This is a genomic window from Shewanella spartinae, from assembly GCF_019457555.1.
Lineage (GTDB): Bacteria > Pseudomonadota > Gammaproteobacteria > Enterobacterales > Shewanellaceae > Shewanella > Shewanella loihica.
Map to the genome: position 1 here is coordinate 3,545,323 of NZ_CP080418.1, position 17,760 is coordinate 3,563,082.

Below are 17,760 nucleotides of genomic sequence, written 5' to 3' on the forward strand. Positions count from 1 at the left end.
AAATGCGACTTTTCCCACCTGGTTGGCATTCGTTCTTCGCTGATATACCTTAAGCCAACACTTTTTTTCATTTCGCTTTAAACCATTTCAATCGCTGCCTATGTCTAATAGGTATTGTTCACTCACAGGGAAGACAGATTTGAGCGCACTCACGAGTCCAGATGATGCTCACCAGCTCCTCGATGCCGTATTGGTGCAGCGCGCCAAACAGGGAGATAAGACGGCATTTCGACAACTCTACGATCAGCATCACAGACGCGTCTACGCCCTCTGTTTTCGTCTGGCCGGCCAGACCGAGCTGGCAGAAGAAGCCACCCAGGAAACCTTTGTGCGCCTGTGGCAGAAGCTGCCCCTGTTCGATGGCAAGAGCCAATTTACAACCTGGCTCCACAGCCTGACGGTGAATCAGGCCCTGAGCTGTATCAAGAAGCATAAGAGCTTCTGGGCCAGGTTTATGTCGAGCGAAGAGACCCATGCAGCCGCCATCGACTTCGACTATCAGGGGGTGGATAAGTTGCTGCTGCGTCTACCGGAGCGCGCCCGTATCGTCTTCGTCCTCTACGCCCTGGAGGGATATCAGCATGACGAGATCGCCAAGCGCCTCAATATTGCCCCCGGCACCAGCAAGGCGCAGTACCACAGGGCCAAGAAATTACTGCAGGAGATGATCTAATGGTCGACAAGGCAGATACGCTCAAGCGTCTCCTCGAAGAGACGCCGAGGGAAATGACGCCAGAGCGGGATCTCTGGCAAGGGGTCGAACTTCGCCTCGATGCGCCCAAGGATAGCCCCCGTAGCTACTGGCGTCCCATGGCAATCGCCAGCACCCTGTTGCTGGCGCTGCTGGTCGGCAAGTTGAGCCTTGGGCCAACAATGCCTGATGCCGAGAACGAGGCCCTCATTCAGACTCTGGCCGCCATTCAGGCCCAGCATAAGGCAAGCGTCGACGCGCTAAGCCTGACCACGCGAGTCGATTGGCGCAGCAGCCCTTACAGCCAGCCGGTCGAGCAAGGGATAGAACAGCTAAGAACCGCCGCCAAGGAGATCTATGAGGCGCTAAAGCTCAACCCGACTGACAAACAGCTGTGGCAGCTTTGGCTATGGACCCAGCAACGCGAGATTGAATTAATCAAACAGGGGCAGAAACTCCCTGTCGATCGAGATACCACAGGAGAGATGATATGAAAATACAACTAAAAACTACCGCCCTGGCATTGCCTTTGCTTTTATTGAGCCAATCTGTGCTGGCGGCGCAGAGCGTGGATAAACGCATCGAAGTCGAAGGGGATCTGCGTCTGAACCTGGAGGTGCAGCGCGGCGAAGTCGAGATCCTCTCCTGGGATCAGGACGCCATCTCCATCACGGGCACCCTGGATGAGCTGAGCGAAGGCCTCACGGTAGAGCAAAAGTCCGGCACCATCTCTATCGAAGATAAACTGCCCCGCCACTACTCGGGTAGCAACAAGGAGGGCTCACGCCTGACCATCAAGGTGCCGGCAAAGCTCAAGCTCAACGGCGAAGGGGTATCGGCCAACTACAGAGTGAGTAAGCTTGCCGGTGACATCAATGTGCAGACCGTCAGCGGTAACATCAAGGCCGAAGATCTCACCGAGCAGGTGGCCATCAATACTGTCTCGGGCAACATTGTCAGCCAGGGGCTTGAAGGCAAGCTCAAGCTGGAGACAGTATCGGGCAACATCAAAGATAAACAGAGCCTGGGTAAGGTCAGCTACACCCTGGTCAGCGGTAAGCTCGAGGCCGACAGCGGCGCCGACCAGGTCTCTATCGAGCTGGTATCGGGAGATGCCAAGGTGACTTTAGATAAAGTGGACCGACTCAAGGCCCAGAGCGTCAGCGGCGACCTGAACCTATCGGCTTCCGCCCTGGCCACCAAGGCCAGCCTGGACAGTGTCAGCGGCGACATCAGCTTCAGCCTACCGGCAAACCTGGATGCGACCTTCGCCATCGACGGCGGCCCAAGCGGTGACATCGACAATCGCCTGACCCAGGATAAACCGAAACGACCTAAGTATGGTCCTGGCAGCTCGCTACAATTCCAGATGGGCAAAGGCAGCGCCGATATTTTGATCAACACCATCAGCGGCGATATCAATCTCAAGCAGCGCTAGGGCTGAGATTGACAACCCGAATCTTCGCATCAAAAAAGGGCCTGATATCAGGCCCTTTTGTTATTTCTCTTATCGAGTAGCTAAAAACCAACCGCCTTGGCGGAAGAGTGGGTCAGTAAGGAGTCGACAAACTGCTCGGCGCTGTGGCTCAAGCGACGATTCTTCATTGATACCACACTAAAGCTCGCCTTGATATTCGGTACCCCCACCACATCCAGAGCCACCAGTTCTCCCGATGCCAGCTCCTCGCGCACCGAAATATCAGGGGTAATCACCACCATGTCACACTCTTTTATGGCCGACTTGATCGGCTGAAACTGGGCATACTTCACCAAGCCCACGAAGTCATGTCTGTCTTCCTCAAACAGATCCTCAAATCTTTGCCTCAACAGCTGCGGCATGGCGCTGGGCATACCCACAGGGTAATCGCGCAGACTAGGTAGGTAGACGGTTTTCAGACGAGTCAGTGGATGATGGGGGCGGCAGCAGAAAATGGCCTGGGACTGAGGCAGGCACTGCGTGATTACATTGTCTCGCTGATCCAGTAAGGTGGCATTAGTCTCGGCGATGAACATGTCGAGTTCCCCCTTAAGCAACAGCTTGTAGAGTCGGCTCCAACTCTCGACCTTTAGCTCCAGAGAGATATCCGGGTTATCGCGGATAAACCTGCCTACCGCAGGGCCAATAATACTGTTGGACGGAATGGGGCTGGCGCCGATGACCAGCTTGGCCTTCTCCAGCCCCTGTTTGGTTTTGATCTCAGATTCCAAGTATTCGAGTTGGCTAACGATCAACTCCCCCTGAGCCAATACCAGGCGGCCATATTCGGTCAGGGCAAAATGCTTCTCATCTCTGGCCAGCAGGCTGGCCCCCAGACGCTCCTCCATCTTCTGAATACTGCGAGATAATGAAGGCTGAGCTAGGTGCAGCTCATTGGCAGCCTTGCTAAAACTCTTCAACCTTGCCAGAACAATGAAGTGCCTTAAGTGTCGTAATTCCATCTATCTCACTCTTATAGTTATTCTTATGATTGCCACAGATATGAACTTGGCCTAGTGCCGCATTGAATACAGCCTAGGCTTAATTTCTATCACTATCGCGAGACAAGAGAAATAGGGGGTGCGCCTACCAAGCGCAAGACTCGGGCCTTAGGGGATACAGAAGAGAAAAGTCAGCCTCTGGACAAAATTCAACCAAGATCATTTAAAACAAAAACTTAACATCATTAAAGGTTAAGTATTCGCTAATCAAATAGACAAATTGGTCGCATGCAACACAAAATTAACAATTTGTATCAGTTTGCTACCAAATGATACATACGGCAGCCTGTTATACGAGTCGCAAACTTTCCACAAAAGTTTCTCCTCACAAACAGTTAAAATGACAAAATCCATCCATTGCAATACAAAACACTGCTCATTGAAAAGTTAACAGCCTAAAAAACCAATCAACTCTCATCTCACCCTGACGATTTAAGCTTTCTCTTTTCCTCCCCACATACCTGTTATGCATACCCCTATACCTTTTACGCATTGGCCTGCACATCCGTAACTCAATAAAAATCGAATGGTGTACGAGTGCCTTACTTTTGCAACCAAGCCCAAGCTTTGACAATAAAAAGAAAAGGGAACAACCAATGAAATTGAAGAAAATAAGTCTCATGACGATAGCGGCCATCTATGCCGCCGGCGTTGGCGGCGCCGCCGCGTCGAGTAATGCTGATACGCATAACATGCGCAGCATAGAGATCACCGACGCCATCCTGAAATACAATGAGGACCTGCGCGCCGGTAAACAGCGCAACGGTATCCAGAGTAGTGAATCGCTGCAACAACGTGGCAGCAATGGCAAGAACGTACACCGCGCCATTGCCACTCAGCAAAATAGCAAGGTGCCGTTTAAATTTGAGGCCGGCCTAACAGGCGAGCAGACCTATATCGTCGAGCTCAGCGACAAGCCGGTTTCACTCTATCGCGGCGACCTGCCTAACCTGGCGGCCACCTCACCTAAGATGAGCACTGTCCCCGTGATGCTCAATGCACGAGGCCACAACAAGGTCGATATGAGTAGTCGTGCGGTGAAGCAATACACCAACTACCTCGCCGACAAACAGACTCAGGTACTGTCTCAGATCAGTGCCACAGTAGGTGGTAATGTCGAGGTGAAGCAACGATATAACCTGGCCTTTAACGGCATGGCAATGCGCATGACCCAAGATCAAGCCGCTCGTGTGGCTGCACTGCCAGGCATTCGCAATGTCAGCCTGGAAAAAATGTATGAGCTGCACACAGACGTTGGACCTAAACATATCGGCGCCGATGGCATGTGGATGGGCACCGCAGCAGACGATAAGTTTAAGGGCGAAGGCATAGTCGTCGGCGTACTGGATACGGGGATCAACACAGATCATCCATCGTTCGCTGCAGTCGCCGGCGATGGCTATGTGCACCAGATGCCTGCGCGTTACAGCCACTATCTCGGTGACTGTGAAAAGGCCGAATTTGCCAGCATGTGTAACGATAAGCTAATCGGGGTACGCTCATACGAGGCGATCACCGACAGCTATCTCGATCCTATCTTCCAGCCAGATATCCCAAGTTGGCAGGTCGAGGATCCTAAGCGTCCACAAAACGGTGAAGACTACAACGGCCATGGCTCACACACCTCCTCGACCGCGGCGGGTAACGAGCTTTCAGATGTCGACTATGTGGTGGCTTCACTTGGCGAAACCGGCGACGGTATTCCTACTGGACTCAAATTCAGCAAGATCTCAGGCGTCGCGCCTCGTGCCAACGTCATCATGTATCAGGTCTGTTACCCGGGTGATGGCAGCTTTGGCGACAGCTATGCTGGTTGTAAGGGCTCTGCCTTGCTTGCAGCTATCGATGATGCCATCGCCGATGGCGTGGATGTGATCAACTACTCTATCGGGACTACCTTCGGCACATTCCCGTGGGACGATCCTATGGAGCTGGGCTTCTTGGCCGCCCGTGAAGCAGGCATCTCAGTGTCGGCCTCTGCCGGTAACTCCTACATGCCAGAATATGCCTCTCAGGCACGCGGCGCCATCGATCACTTCTCGCCTTGGCTCACCTCGGTAGCGGCCACCACACATGGCCGTGTTATTGCCGTCGAGGGTAAGATGCTGACCAATGCCACGGGCGGCGATCAGCCACTTAGCAATCTGGTTGGCTCGGGGATCACCGAAGCTTACACAGGCCCAGTTGTCGAGGCCAAGGCCTATGGCAGCGAGTATGAGATGTGTAACGAGCCCTTCCCAGCCGGTTTCTTTGATGCCGACCCAGAAGGCAATCCCTATGCCACGGCGCCAATCGTCGTCTGTAAGCGCGGCGATATCGCCCGAGTCAGCAAGGCCGTAAACGTTCAGGCCGGTGGCGCTGGCGGCTTTATCCTGTGGAACCCAGGATATTCAGATCCGACCCATAACGACCCTTACGTCATCCCTGGCATCAACATCGACTATGGCAGCTACTATGGCAACAGCGATAACGGCTATTACGGCCTGCAAAGCTGGCTCGCCGCAGGTAGCGGTCACACCCTGACCATCACCGCATCTGAGGTCAGCACTAAAGAAGGTACCGCCGACTATGTTGCCGACTTCTCGTCTCGCGGCCCCAACCTGGAAGCGCCAGATGTAATGTCGCCTAACCTTGCCGCTCCAGGTGTGAATATTTACGCGGCCTGGGCCGATGAAATGCCATTCACCACCCAAGGCATGCCTGCCGACTACGCTGCGATCAGCGGTACCTCTATGGCAGCCCCACACGTTGCCGGTGCCATGGCGCTGCTGACTCAGGCGCATCCTGACTGGACACCTGCGCAGATCCAATCGGCGCTGATGACCACGGCATCACTGGAAGGCGTCACACGCGCTCGTGACGGTAATCCTTACGACCCAGTCGCGGCGGGCTTCAGCGACGCGGGTAGCGGGGTGATCAACGTATCACGCGCCAACAACGCTCCACTGCTGCTGGATGAAAGCGTCGACAACTATCGCGCCGCTAACCCTAAGAATGGTGGTAACATTCACACCCTGAACCTGCCTTACTTCTATCACGATAGCTGTGCTGGCACCTGTACCTGGATGCGTACGGTAACCGCAACCCAAGACGGTACCTGGACGGTTGAGGCAACGCCTAACGAGATGGAAGGCGCACAGATGCTGGAACTTGAGGTATCGCCTAAGACCTTTACCCTCAAGGCCGGCGAGTCTCAGGCAATCAGCCTCAAGGCTAAGATCCTCGAAGTGGAAGCCATTGGCGCCGACTCTTCGCAGAACCAGCTGACAGGTAGCGTTAAGCTGACGCCGAGCGACAGCAGCAAGCCTATGCAGCACCTGCCTGTTGGAGTCCGCTATAAGGGCGACACCCTGCCTAGCGAGGTCTCTGGCATCATACATCGCCAGCAGGGCCACAACCTGACACCAGAGATCCATACCAAAGAGGTACAGTCGCTAAACTCACGTGTCTATGGCCTCACCAAAGGTGAGCGTCACGACGCCGAGCTTAAGCGCGCCGACGTCAGACTCTACTCAGACGGCTATACACGTCAGGAGATTGAGGATGGCGGCGCCAAGGTTATCTTCTTTGATGTGCCCGAAGGTACCAAGCGCGTCGTATGGGAAGTCTTATCGGCACCAAAACACGCCTATACCTCGATAGACTTAGGTATGGATGTAAACGGCGACGAGGATATCCAATGGTTAGACGAAGCCATCTGTTTCTCACAGACAGATAACGGTGACTTCTGCGCCATCAATAACCCTATGCCGGGTCGTTACTGGGCCATCGCTGCCAACTGGAAGTGGGATTATGAGGACGAGAAGAACCTCGCCGATCCATTCGAGCTAAGCCTTGCCGTGGTAGGTGACGCTGATACTGGCAACCTGACCGTCGAAGGACCTGCTACCAATGACGGCATGACTCCATATCAACTGAAGCTCAACTACAATCTGCCAGGCGCAGAGGAAGGCGATGTCTACTACGGCATGGTCGGTTTGGGAAGCGATGAGTATAACGACACTAACCTAGGTGACTTCGCAGTCAAGCTAATGCACATGGGCAGTGACACCAATATCAGCGCCTCACAAACGGCAGCCAAAGAGGGTGACATCCTAGATTTCGTCGTCGAACTGGCGCCTAACCTGCTTGGTGGTGAGCGTGAGTTTACCTTCAACACAGAATTAAGCGATGGCCTAGTGCTTATTCCAGATTCTGTCTCTGTGGGCGGTATAGGCAACTATAGCGAAGGCATGACGGTCGAAGGCAACAATATCGCAATCGCGGCGGTGCAGCCATCTTCGAGCAAGATGAAACGCCACTATGTCTTTACCACCAACCTCACAGATGAGACCTGTCGAGTGCCCTATGGGGAAGATGGCAGCTTCTTCGATCTGCCTTCTCAAGGATCTCAGCCCATAGGTCTGTCTGGAAGATCGAATCAGACACTATTGATCCCACTCAGTGCCAACGGCTTACCCCATGTGCCACTGTATGGTAACCCTGAAGTGTTTGGACAGGACGTGTTAGCCATCTCGCCATTCGGCTATGTGCAGTTTGACCCAATGCCTGATTTCTGGAACTACAACCTGGAATTTAACGATATCTTCCAGGGCTTCCCAGACACTATGGTGGCACCACTATGGCGCGGCGATGTGAAAATGCCGCAGACCATGTTCAACTGGAATACGGGTCGCTATGAGCATGCTGTTTATGCGGTGATCACCAATAAGCACTATATCTTCCAGTGGGATGGTGGTGAGGAGTGGAACGCCTTCCTCAGCGGTAACGATACGCCTGATCCGGATGCTAAGTTCAACATTCAGACTATCGTCGCAACTGACATCAGCTTCGATGAGGCAAGCCCAGAGATCATCTTCGCCTATGAAACCTTAGACACAAAGAACGATCAGTTCGGTTCTGTCGGTCTACACGGTTACTGGGGTGAGCGCGCCACCTTCGGCCCTGCCGGTGGTTGGCTGAACGACGGCTTCGCCTATAAGGATGTCGACGAGAAGATCAGCTCAGGCACTGTTGTCTGCGCCGACTATCGCGGCCCTGAGCAGTCAAAGGTATCACTCAAGTTCTCGGCGCGTGTGTCGGCAAATGCCGTCGGCGCTAGCAACTATGTGAAAGTCGATACTCAGTATGCAGACTCAGAGTTGGTGACGGTAACCCATGAGGTCTCTAGCCCATCGAATATCAGCGTGGCAGCTATTGCCGACATGATGATGGAAGAAAACACCACGCTGGAAGGCATCACTGTTACCTACAACGATGTTAAAGGCACAGCCAACGGCATCATGGTATCGGGTGAGCACATCACGGCAACTGTGGATGGCGACAGCTTCAGTATCACACCTGATGCCGACTGGTATGGTGAGACCCTGGTGACGGTAACCGTACACGATATGGCCTACCCATCTGACGCCGCCTCCACCAGCTTCATGCTGACGGTGAACTCAGACGGTGTTGAGCCAACGCCTCCGGCGCCAGAAACCCCAGATCAGGGCGGTGACTCTGACTCGGGTGGTAGCCTTGGCTTCCTGGCACTGGGCCTACTGGGTCTAATCGCCGGACGCCGTAAGCTGCACTAAGCAGTATCTGGCACTAAAACATTTAGTTAGACCTTGTCTTTGGGCCCTCTCTGAGGGCCCTTTTTTATGCCATCTTAAATTGGCGCAGTCACTAGTTCATGCCATGGCAATCACTGCACTCTTTAATGGTTAGCTCTGGGGTATGCACCTCAGCATCGGGTGCATGGGCATCCTTCATGGCGTGACAATCATTACAGCTTGCCAGCGTGGCCTCTGACTCAGTATGCATGGTCAGGTCGATAGGCTCATGGCAATCTTTACAATCCATGGCGACGGCGGCGCCAGCAAATAGCAGGCCGACGGCTAGGGTGATCAATGTTTTCATCTCGGGCTCCTGGTTTTGGCAAGTCAAACAACTAAAAAGTTTACATTCAAAGGCTTGCCGCCTGGTATGGCCAAAGGGCGCAAGATCCAGGATGCAAGATCCAAGGAGCAAGTCGCAGCAAGCTATCCGGCGAGCATTACCAGCCAAGATTAAGCCAAACTTAAAAAAGCTATCGCGATGAAAGAAGTGCCGACAGGATCATAGGCTTAAGTAACGCTTTGTGATCCAAAGCAAAATTTCATCTTGCATAAGACACAAAAAAGCCGCCCTGAGGCGGCTTTTTTAAAGCGCAAACAGCTAAGCCAACGAGGTTAGAAAGAGGTGCGCTTATAACGGCGATATTCCGCCGTCCAGAAATTATCTTCGATCGCCTGCATCAGCAGCTCGTCGCTGGCCGGCAGTGCATGGCCCTGCTCGATGGCAACCTTGCCCACCGCGAAGGCGATATGCTTACTGACAGAGTGAATATCTTCCAGTGCCGGCAGCAAGGATCCCTCGCCGTCCTTCGCCAAGGGTGAGCACTCAGCCAGGGCGCGGCTCGAGGCCATCAGCATCTCGTTGCTGACGCGCTTGGCCCCAGAGGCCAGCACGCCCAGGCCAATACCAGGGAAGATATAGCTGTTGTTACACTGGGCGATCTCATAGGTCTGCTCCTCGATCACCACAGGCTCGAACGGGCTGCCGGTTGCCACCAGCGCCTGACCCTTGGTCCAGTGCAGAATATCTTTCGGCGTCGCCTCAACGCGGCTAGTCGGGTTAGACAGCGGGAAGATGATTGGGCGTTCACAGTGAGTGTGCATCGCCTTGATGATCTCTTCGCTGAACAGACCCGGCGCGCCAGATACACCGATCAACACGGTCGGCTTACCATTGTGCATCACATCCAATAGCGAGATGTTCTCACTCTCAGTGTTCCAGCCCTCAACCTTGGCCACCTGCTGCGCCAGATTCTGCTGGAAAGGCAGCAGGTTAGGCATGTTGTCTTGCAGCAGTCCCCAGCGGTCTACCATGAATACCTGCTGGCGTGCCTGCTCGTCGCTGATCCCTTCTGACACCATCTGGGCGATGATCGCCTCGGCAATACCACAACCAGCACTGCCGGCGCCTAAGAAGGCGATGCGCTGCTGACTCAGCTTACTGTCCGCCGCCTGACAGGCCGCCAGCAAGGAGCCGACGGTCACCGCCGCGGTGCCCTGAATGTCGTCGTTAAAGCAGCAGTATCTGTCCTTGTAACGCTCAAGCAGCGGCATGGCGTTCTTCTGGGCGAAGTCTTCAAACTGAATTAATGCATCCGGCCAACGTCTGTGTACCGCCTCCATGAAGGCCTCGACAAATTCGGCATACTCTTCGCCGCCGATGCGCTGATTACGCCAGCCCATATACATAGGATCTTCCAGCAGATGCGGGTTATCTGTGCCCACGTCTAAGGTGATCGGCAGGGTATAGGCCGGGCTGATACCGCCACAGCTGGTGTAGAGCGACAGCTTACCGATAGGGATACCCATGCCGCCGATCCCCTGATCACCCAGACCCAAGATGCGCTCACCATCGGTAACAACGATGATCTTCACCTTCTGACGGGTCGAGTTATTCAGGATGTCGTCGATGCGATCCTTGTTGGGATAGGAGATAAACAGGCCGCGGTTACGACGATAGTTTTTCGAGAAACGCTCACAAGCCAGGCCAACCGTCGGCGTGTAGATGATCGGCATCATCTCGGTAATGTGATTCTGCAGCAGACGGTAGTACAGGGTCTCGTTGGTATCCTGAATGTTACGCAGATAGATATGACGGTCGAGATCGTTGCCGAAGTTCTTGTACTGATCGTAGGCGCGCGATGCCTGTTCTTCGATGGTCTCGATCACGTGAGGCAGCAAGCCCTCTAGGTTAAAGAAGATACGCTCCTCTTCGGTGAAGGCACTTCCCTTGTTGATCAAGGGGGCTTCAAGAATGGCAGGGCCGGCAAAAGGAAGATATAGCGGGCGTTTATTATCGTCCATTGGTAACCTTTTCTCTATCTGTGGGTATGTTGGAATGGCTGTGCGTTCAATTTTGGCAAGATTACCACAAAGTGTGATCTTTGTTGCCTTTCACGCGATCATTTTTTGATTATTTTCACACTCCGGTTGTTTTAAACAGCCATGGCATTGCCCTGACGCAAGGCATAAAAAAACGCGGCCTAAGCCGCGTCTTTAGAGAATGATATTATTTACTTGCCGCGATACTTGATCGACAACCCCATCAAGAAGTTGCGCAGCACCTGGTCGCCACACTCTTTAAAGTGTTTATGGCCGGGTTTTCTAAACAGGGCACCCAGCTCGGAACTCGTCATTCTGAAGTCCGCTAGGGCTAAGGTCTCGATGATATCCTCTTCGCGCATCTCAAGGGCGATCCTCAGCTTCTTGAAGATCAGGTTGTTGTTTAACTGAGACACGGGAGTGGGGATCTCTGCCCCATCGCGCAGGCCGCGTTTTTCGATGATCAAGCCATCCAGAAACAGGCACAAGGTCTTGTCGTTACAGGGCTTATAACCCTCTTCGGCCTCTTTCTTGAGCATGTTGAGCAGGACTTCCTGGCTCATCTCATGTTTGACCTTGGCGAAGATCTTGATCATCTTGGCATTCTTGTAATCGAATACGAATCGTAGACGGCGTAAAATATCGTTATTTATCATGACTTAAATTCTTAAATTACTGGCTCGCGCGGGTGCGCCGGCCATAGCGACGACATTATAACCGACTTTGCATCGGCGCCGAGGCATTATTTTCAAGCTTTCTGCCTGCCATCAGAGTCTCTCGCAGCGCCCGGCGCAGCTTATCGTGCAGGCCAAAGGCTTGATTACTCTGATCGATCGGCCAGGAGGCGTTTTCAAGCACCACCAGATAAGTGTCTGACTCGGGATAACTCAGGCTCAACGATTGATAGCCGGGCAGATAACCTGAGTGGCTGTACTCCTTTATCCCCTGCTTGCTCACCTGCACGCCGAAGCCGTAATAGAGCTGCGACCAGCGGTGCGGCCGCAGTATCTGAGGAGCCATCATCGCCTGGTAGGCATCGTCGCTCAGCAGCTTTCCGCCATGGAGCGCCCTGAGGTAATTCAGTAGCCCCTTAGCAGAGCCCGTCATGCCGCCGCCCGGTAAGAGGTTCATCTGCACCTCATATTCCATCGGCTCTTGGGTAGCGATCTCTATCCCTTCAATCAGCCCCTGCTGCGCCCCAAGCTGGGCCTTGATGCCTTTGACACCATGCTCGCTCAGAAAGGTATTCACTAGGGTGGCAAAGTCCTGCTGATAGGCGATTTCGAGCAGCTGCGCCAGCACCTGATAGCCCAGGTTAGAATATTGAAAATCGCTGCCGGGCGCGAACCGGTTCGCCTTGCCCTGAGGCGCGATGCCTGAGCTGTGGCTAAGCAGCTGAGCGATAGTGATGCGCTCGTCATAGGTCGGCAGATTGTTGGATGCCAGATAGGGATTAATCTTATCCTCCAGAGCCAACTTGCCCTTGCTTACCGCCTGCATCACCAGGGCGGCGGTGATCATCTTGCTCTGCGAGGCCAACATGACCCGGCTATCCAGTGTCGGCGCGGCGGCCTCACCATAAGGATTAGCTTTCACGTAGCGCAGCTCGCCGCCCTGCATCAGGGCGATCACCCCATAGAAAGGCCGCTCGTTGGCGGCGATGATGCTGTCGAAAGCACTGCCTATCTCGGCAAAGTTAGTGCTACTCACCGAGTCATGCGCAGAGGGTAAATTAGCCCGCTTCTCAGCAGCTTGCTCAAGCTTATCCCCGATAACAGACTCGCTAGCAGACACGCTGCCGCTGGCCAAGGCTCCCAACAGACAGAGGCTGCTCGCCACGACACTCATCTTCATCCTTGTTCTCCTAAACGGCTTTTTAACCGACAAACTTCCAGTAGACAAATAAAGCCGCAAACCCTAGCAGATAAATCATGCCGATCCAAGAAAGCAGCCGCATGGCCACGCCGTAGCGCTCGCCGGGCGCCAGGTTGTCACTGGTCATCAGGCGATAGTTAAGCCAGGCGAAGATGATGGTGGTCATGAAGGCCAGGGTCATCACAAACTGCAACAGTGGCAGCAATGCCCCCTTGAAGAAGAGTATGATCCCCAGCCCCAGCAGACTCACGGCCAACATGGTCAGGTTGAGCCCGCGCTCGCTGACCTCATCCTTACGCAGAAGCTGCACACTCAGGATAAGGGTACGGCTGTAACCATCCACCACGGTAACCGTAGTGCTGAAGATACAGAGCAGGGCCACCAGAGCGATCAGGTAGCGGCTCCCCTCCCCCAGCACCTGGCTATAGAGCTGAATCAACTGCTCGGCAAACTTGGCCCCGGAAGGCGAGAAGTGCACGCCCGAGCCGTGCATCACCATGGCGCCGAGCGAGAGAAACACCACGGCCAGTATCGCCGTGGTGATGAAGCCCAGATTAAAATCGAACAGTGCCTGCTTAGGCGTCACCATCTGCTGTTTCTGCTTTTCCAAAAGCCAGAGGGAGTTCCAGCAGCTCACCTCGATAGGCGCCGGCATCCAGCCCATCATGGCGACCAAGAAGCCCACATGAGCCCACTGCCAGGGTGAAGGCGACACGAAGCCCGGCGCCAGAATAGGCTCGGCGTTAAAGGCCAGCGCCGCGGCGCTCAGGGTGGTCACCGTCAGGCAGAGCATGATCACCTTGGTCACCCTGTCCAGCACCCGGTAATGACCCAATACCAAGAGCAGCAGGCTGGCGACCAAGACGATCAACGCCAGCAGATCGATAGGCAGAGGAATAAACTGGGTGAGCAGCGCGGCGGTTAACATAGCGACGCCTGCGGTGCTGGCCACCGCCGCCAGGGCGTTGAGCAGCGAGAAGAGCAGCAGATAGCCGCGTCCCTGACGTTGATAGCCGTGCAGCAGGCTCTCACCTGTTGCCGCGGTATAGCGGGCCCCGGCGGCAAAGAAGGGATACTTGAGCAGGTTCACCAAAAGTATCACCCAGGCCAGCTGCCAGCCAAACTCGGCCCCGGCGCGGGTCGAGGCCACCAGGTGCGAGGCGCCGATCGCCGCGGCCGCCATTAGCAGACCAGGGCCCGTGGCGGTTAACAATCGGCGGCCCTGCAACCAGAGGCTAGTCTGGGTTGTATTTACACTAACGTCTTCCACTCTTGATTTTCCTTCAGATAAACTAAAATTGTTTGCCCAGGCAGGGCTCTGTCAGCGCTAGCCTGCTGCGGTTGATGCTAAGGCCGAGCCTGCTTGAACTAAGACTGAGCCTGCTTGAACTAAGACTGAGCCAGCTTGGCTTCGATGCGCCTCAGGGTCTCGTCGATACTCTGCAGGCAAGCCAGGGTCTGGGCGGCCACGTCCACTTTCGCCTCACCGGACTGACTCTTCTCGGCCAGCGCACTCTTTTGCGCCATCACGGCGGCGCGAAACTCGGCCACCTCCTCGACGCCGGTAAGGCTGATCAGTGCACCATTGCCCGACTGCCCCGCCGTCTCTATGGTCAACTTGTGGATGCCAAACAGGCGCATCAGCGGTCCCTGGATCATCGCCATGTCGGTGATCTTATCCAGCGGCACGGTATTTTCGGTGCGGGTAAGTATTCCCTTACGCACGATAAGCTTCTTAGTGGTCAGCTCGGCGCTCATGTTGGCGATATACCTGTGAGTCGCCCACAGGCCGATGGGATACCAGAGCAGCAAGAGCGGTATCCCCACGACGGAGACGGCAAGCACTACCGCCCCAGAGGTCAGCCAATAGTGCCCAAGCTTGTGGTGAAAGCGTGCCTCGAGCAGTGTTTTTTCTTCCATTTTATTTACATCTCCCCATAGGTCTGGCGGGAACCGAGCTATGACAATGCCAAGAGCCTAGGTATTAATCAATCAAATTCATGGGTTTATTTATTTACATTTGTTATCAATTCGCCCTATTGACTTTGTTACTTAAGGAATTAGTTTAGTAACGTTAATGTAACAAATGGTGGCGGTAGTTGAGTGGTAGTCACTGAATTAAAAATATAATGATTCAAAAGGGATGAACATGAAAAGACCTCAATATTGGCCCAGCGCCTGCGCTATCGCCATTACCATTGCGCTAACCCCACATGTTTATGCGGCCGACGAAGGCGTCGAGCGCATCGAAGTCACAGGCTCTCGCATTAAACGTACCGATATCGAAGGCCCATCGCCGATCCAGTCGATCAACAAAGACGATATCGCCAACATGGGTTTCGACAACCTACAACAACTGCTGGAGCGCATGCCAGCCAACGGGGCAGGCGCCTTCTCGACCCGAGGTAACAGCCAGGATTCCACCGCCAACGGCGCGGCCTCTATCAGTCTGCGCGGCATGGGCCCAGACGCTACTCTGGTACTGATCAACGGTCGCCGCGTGGCCATCAGCTCATTCGCCGAGGGGATCACTAACTCCTTCGTCGACATCAACAATATTCCGGTATCCGCCATCGAGCGTATCGATATCCTTAAAGATGGCGCCTCGGCCATCTATGGTTCAGACGCCATCGCCGGTGTGGTCAACATCATTCTGCGTAAAAACTTCGAAGGTATCGAAGTCAACCTGGGCTATGGCGAAGCCTCAGGCTCAGGCTATGACGAGCAGAGCGGCTCTATGCTATGGGGCATGCAATCCGATAAGGGCAGCGCCTCTATCATTCTCGATTACTTCAAAAACAGCACACTCGCCGCCAGCGAGATGGGCCGCTTCGGCACCGCCAACCAGAGCCCATACGGCGGTGAAGATTTCCGCTCATCACGCGGCTTCCCCGGCTACTTCTATGTCGATGGCGTCAAGACCATAGACCCTGACTGTCCGGCCGACTCGGCCACCGCCAGTGGCAGCTGTCTGTTCGACTACGGTCCATACAACCTCACCATCCCAGCCGCCGAGCGTGTGGGCGCAATCGCCCAGTTCGACTATCACCTGAGCGATGAGATGACCGCCTTCCTGGAAGTCGCGGCCCAGCACAACACCTCTGAGGCAGGCGGCGCGCCGACTCCGCTGGATGAAGATGCCATGCTGACGGTTCCAGGCACCCACCCAAACAACCCATGGGGCAAGGATATTGAGATAGGTCGTTACCGCACAGTGGATGCCGGCGCCCGTCGCTGGGACATAGAATCTGACACCCTACGTCTGGTTGCCGGTCTACGTGGCAACATAGATGAATGGGATTGGGAGGTCTCGGCTCAGAAAGGCCGCAGCGAATCGACCCAGAAGGGTGACAGAACTCAGGGCTGGGTGCGCACCGACTTCCTGCAAGCCGAAATCGACGCTGGTAACTACAACCCATTTGGCGGCACCATGAATTCACAGGATGTGATCGATCGCATCACCACCAGCCTGGTTCGCCAAGGTGTATCACACCTGACCGCTTATGACGCCAGCATCACGGGCCCGGCCTTTACCCTGGCGGATCGTGAAGTCATGATGGCCGCGGGCGTCGAGTACCGTGAAGAGGATGTGAGCGATGTCCCGGATGATCAATTCCAGCGTGGCCTGATCTTCGGTACCGAAGCCGTGTCAGCCCAGGCCGACCGCGACCAGTATGCGGCCTATGTAGAATTCTCTATCCCGGTTACCGACAACTTCGAGCTGCAGCTGGCCGGCCGCTACGATCACTACAGCGATTTCGGTTCAACCACCAACCCTAAGGTTGCCTTCCAGTGGGGAATCAGCGATCAGCTGACCGCTCGCGCCTCTTGGGCTACCGGTTTCCGCGCGCCATCTCTGGCACAAATTGGTCTTGGCCCATCGAGAGAGAGTAGCTTCTTCATCGATACCTACCGCTGCGCCGCCGACAACGTCGACTGTACCGCACTGGACTACAACACAGAATTTGCCGGCAACTCAGATCTGGACGCCGAAGAGTCAGAAACCTGGAATGCGGGCCTGATCTGGGCACCGAGCCAGAAGTTTGATATCGGCTTCGATGTCTTCAGTATCACCCAGGACAACAAGATCGATAAGCAGCCACTGGGCGAGATTTACTTAGCTAACTGTAACGATCAAAACAGCACTGTGTGTGAGCGTCTGGCGCCGCAGCCGGGGCAAACTCTGGGCCCAATCAGCCTGATCCACTCAAGCTTCATCAACTTAAGCTCGCAAGAGGTTCAAGGTGTGGACGTTTCCAGCCACTACGGCCTGGAGATGGACCGCTTCGGCGACCTCAAGTTTGGCCTGGAATACAGCTACCTGCACAAGTTTGAGAAGGACAAGCTGGATTACACCGGCGAGTACCGCTACCCGCAACATCGCTGGTTGCTGACCACCAACTGGACCATGGATGACTTCGCCGCCAACATCAACTTCAGCTACATAGGCGAGTTTGAAGATACGCCAGATATCGACTTCGACGGCGTACTCGACTTCGAAGACAACAAGTCGCGTATGGTCGAGTCTCAACTATTGGTGGACATGTCAGGTTCATATCGCTTCAACGACACCTTTAAGTGGACCGTGGGCATCAACAACGTATTGGATGAAGAGCCGCCATTTGCCATCGGCGACGGTGACACCGACCTCTACGGCTATGTGATTGCCACTCATAACCCTATGGGTCGCTACTTCTATACCAAGTTGAGCATGAGGTTCTAATACCAATCACAGTAAGTAAGCTATCAGAAAAAGCGTAAGAAAAACGTTTGAGAACCAGGCAGGATTTTTCGATA

Annotated in this window: 12 protein-coding genes; 5 read left to right on the forward strand and 7 right to left on the reverse strand. The window is 54.5% G+C overall.

The window, feature by feature from the left end:
* Positions 1 to 100: 100 nt before the first annotated feature.
* Genes K0I31_RS15430 through K0I31_RS15440 form a run of 3 tightly spaced genes read left to right on the forward strand, consistent with a single transcriptional unit; the run spans position 101 to position 2,129 of the window.
* Positions 101 to 673, forward strand: a complete 573-nt coding sequence (locus K0I31_RS15430) for an RNA polymerase sigma factor (RefSeq protein ID WP_434086901.1) — start codon at positions 101 to 103, stop codon at positions 671 to 673.
* On the forward strand, positions 673 to 1,185 hold the full coding sequence (locus K0I31_RS15435) for a hypothetical protein (RefSeq protein WP_220078930.1): 513 nt from the start codon (positions 673 to 675) through the stop codon (positions 1,183 to 1,185). The genes K0I31_RS15430 and K0I31_RS15435 overlap by 1 nt, the downstream gene beginning before the upstream one ends.
* On the forward strand, positions 1,182 to 2,129 hold the full coding sequence (locus tag K0I31_RS15440; protein WP_220078931.1) for a DUF4097 family beta strand repeat-containing protein: 948 nt from the start codon (positions 1,182 to 1,184) through the stop codon (positions 2,127 to 2,129). Before K0I31_RS15435 ends, K0I31_RS15440 begins: the two co-directional genes overlap by 4 nt.
* An 80-nt stretch (positions 2,130 to 2,209) precedes the next feature.
* Here K0I31_RS15440 and K0I31_RS15445 read toward each other — a convergent pair whose 3' ends face one another.
* Positions 2,210 to 3,130 (reverse strand): LysR family transcriptional regulator, encoded by a 921-nt coding sequence (locus K0I31_RS15445; protein ID WP_011866756.1) that lies wholly within the window; start codon positions 3,128 to 3,130, stop codon positions 2,210 to 2,212.
* A 635-nt stretch (positions 3,131 to 3,765) separates the two neighbouring features.
* On the opposite strand from K0I31_RS15445, the gene K0I31_RS15450 reads away from it, so the two are divergent.
* Entirely contained in the window at positions 3,766 to 8,745 is a 4,980-nt protein-coding gene (locus K0I31_RS15450) for a S8 family serine peptidase (protein ID WP_220078932.1), read from the forward strand.
* Positions 8,746 to 8,836: 91 nt separating this feature from the next.
* Here K0I31_RS15450 and K0I31_RS15455 read toward each other — a convergent pair whose 3' ends face one another.
* From K0I31_RS15455 to K0I31_RS15480, 6 genes are all read right to left on the reverse strand, one after another.
* Positions 8,837 to 9,070 (reverse strand): cytochrome c3 family protein, encoded by a 234-nt coding sequence (locus K0I31_RS15455; RefSeq protein ID WP_220078933.1) that lies wholly within the window; start codon positions 9,068 to 9,070, stop codon positions 8,837 to 8,839.
* A 311-nt stretch (positions 9,071 to 9,381) separates the two neighbouring features.
* Positions 9,382 to 11,070 (reverse strand): NAD-dependent malic enzyme, encoded by a 1,689-nt coding sequence (locus K0I31_RS15460; protein WP_011866759.1) that lies wholly within the window; start codon positions 11,068 to 11,070, stop codon positions 9,382 to 9,384.
* A gap of 209 nt (positions 11,071 to 11,279) precedes the next feature.
* Complete coding sequence (locus tag K0I31_RS15465; protein ID WP_160798478.1) at positions 11,280 to 11,744, reverse strand: YehS family protein; 465 nt, start codon at positions 11,742 to 11,744, stop codon at positions 11,280 to 11,282.
* A gap of 55 nt (positions 11,745 to 11,799) precedes the next feature.
* Complete coding sequence (locus K0I31_RS15470; protein ID WP_220078934.1) at positions 11,800 to 12,942, reverse strand: serine hydrolase domain-containing protein; 1,143 nt, start codon at positions 12,940 to 12,942, stop codon at positions 11,800 to 11,802.
* A gap of 22 nt (positions 12,943 to 12,964) precedes the next feature.
* Positions 12,965 to 14,191: an Nramp family divalent metal transporter gene (locus tag K0I31_RS15475; protein ID WP_258406654.1), complete on the reverse strand. Its 1,227-nt coding sequence runs from the start codon at positions 14,189 to 14,191 to the stop codon at positions 12,965 to 12,967.
* Positions 14,192 to 14,352: 161 nt separating this feature from the next.
* Positions 14,353 to 14,883: a PH domain-containing protein gene (locus K0I31_RS15480; protein ID WP_220078936.1), complete on the reverse strand. Its 531-nt coding sequence runs from the start codon at positions 14,881 to 14,883 to the stop codon at positions 14,353 to 14,355.
* 229 nt (positions 14,884 to 15,112) lie between these two features.
* Here K0I31_RS15480 and K0I31_RS15485 point away from each other — a divergent pair, with 229 nt between their 5' ends.
* Positions 15,113 to 17,686, forward strand: a complete 2,574-nt coding sequence (locus tag K0I31_RS15485; RefSeq protein ID WP_220078937.1) for a TonB-dependent receptor — start codon at positions 15,113 to 15,115, stop codon at positions 17,684 to 17,686.
* The last annotated feature ends 74 nt before the right edge of the window (positions 17,687 to 17,760 follow it).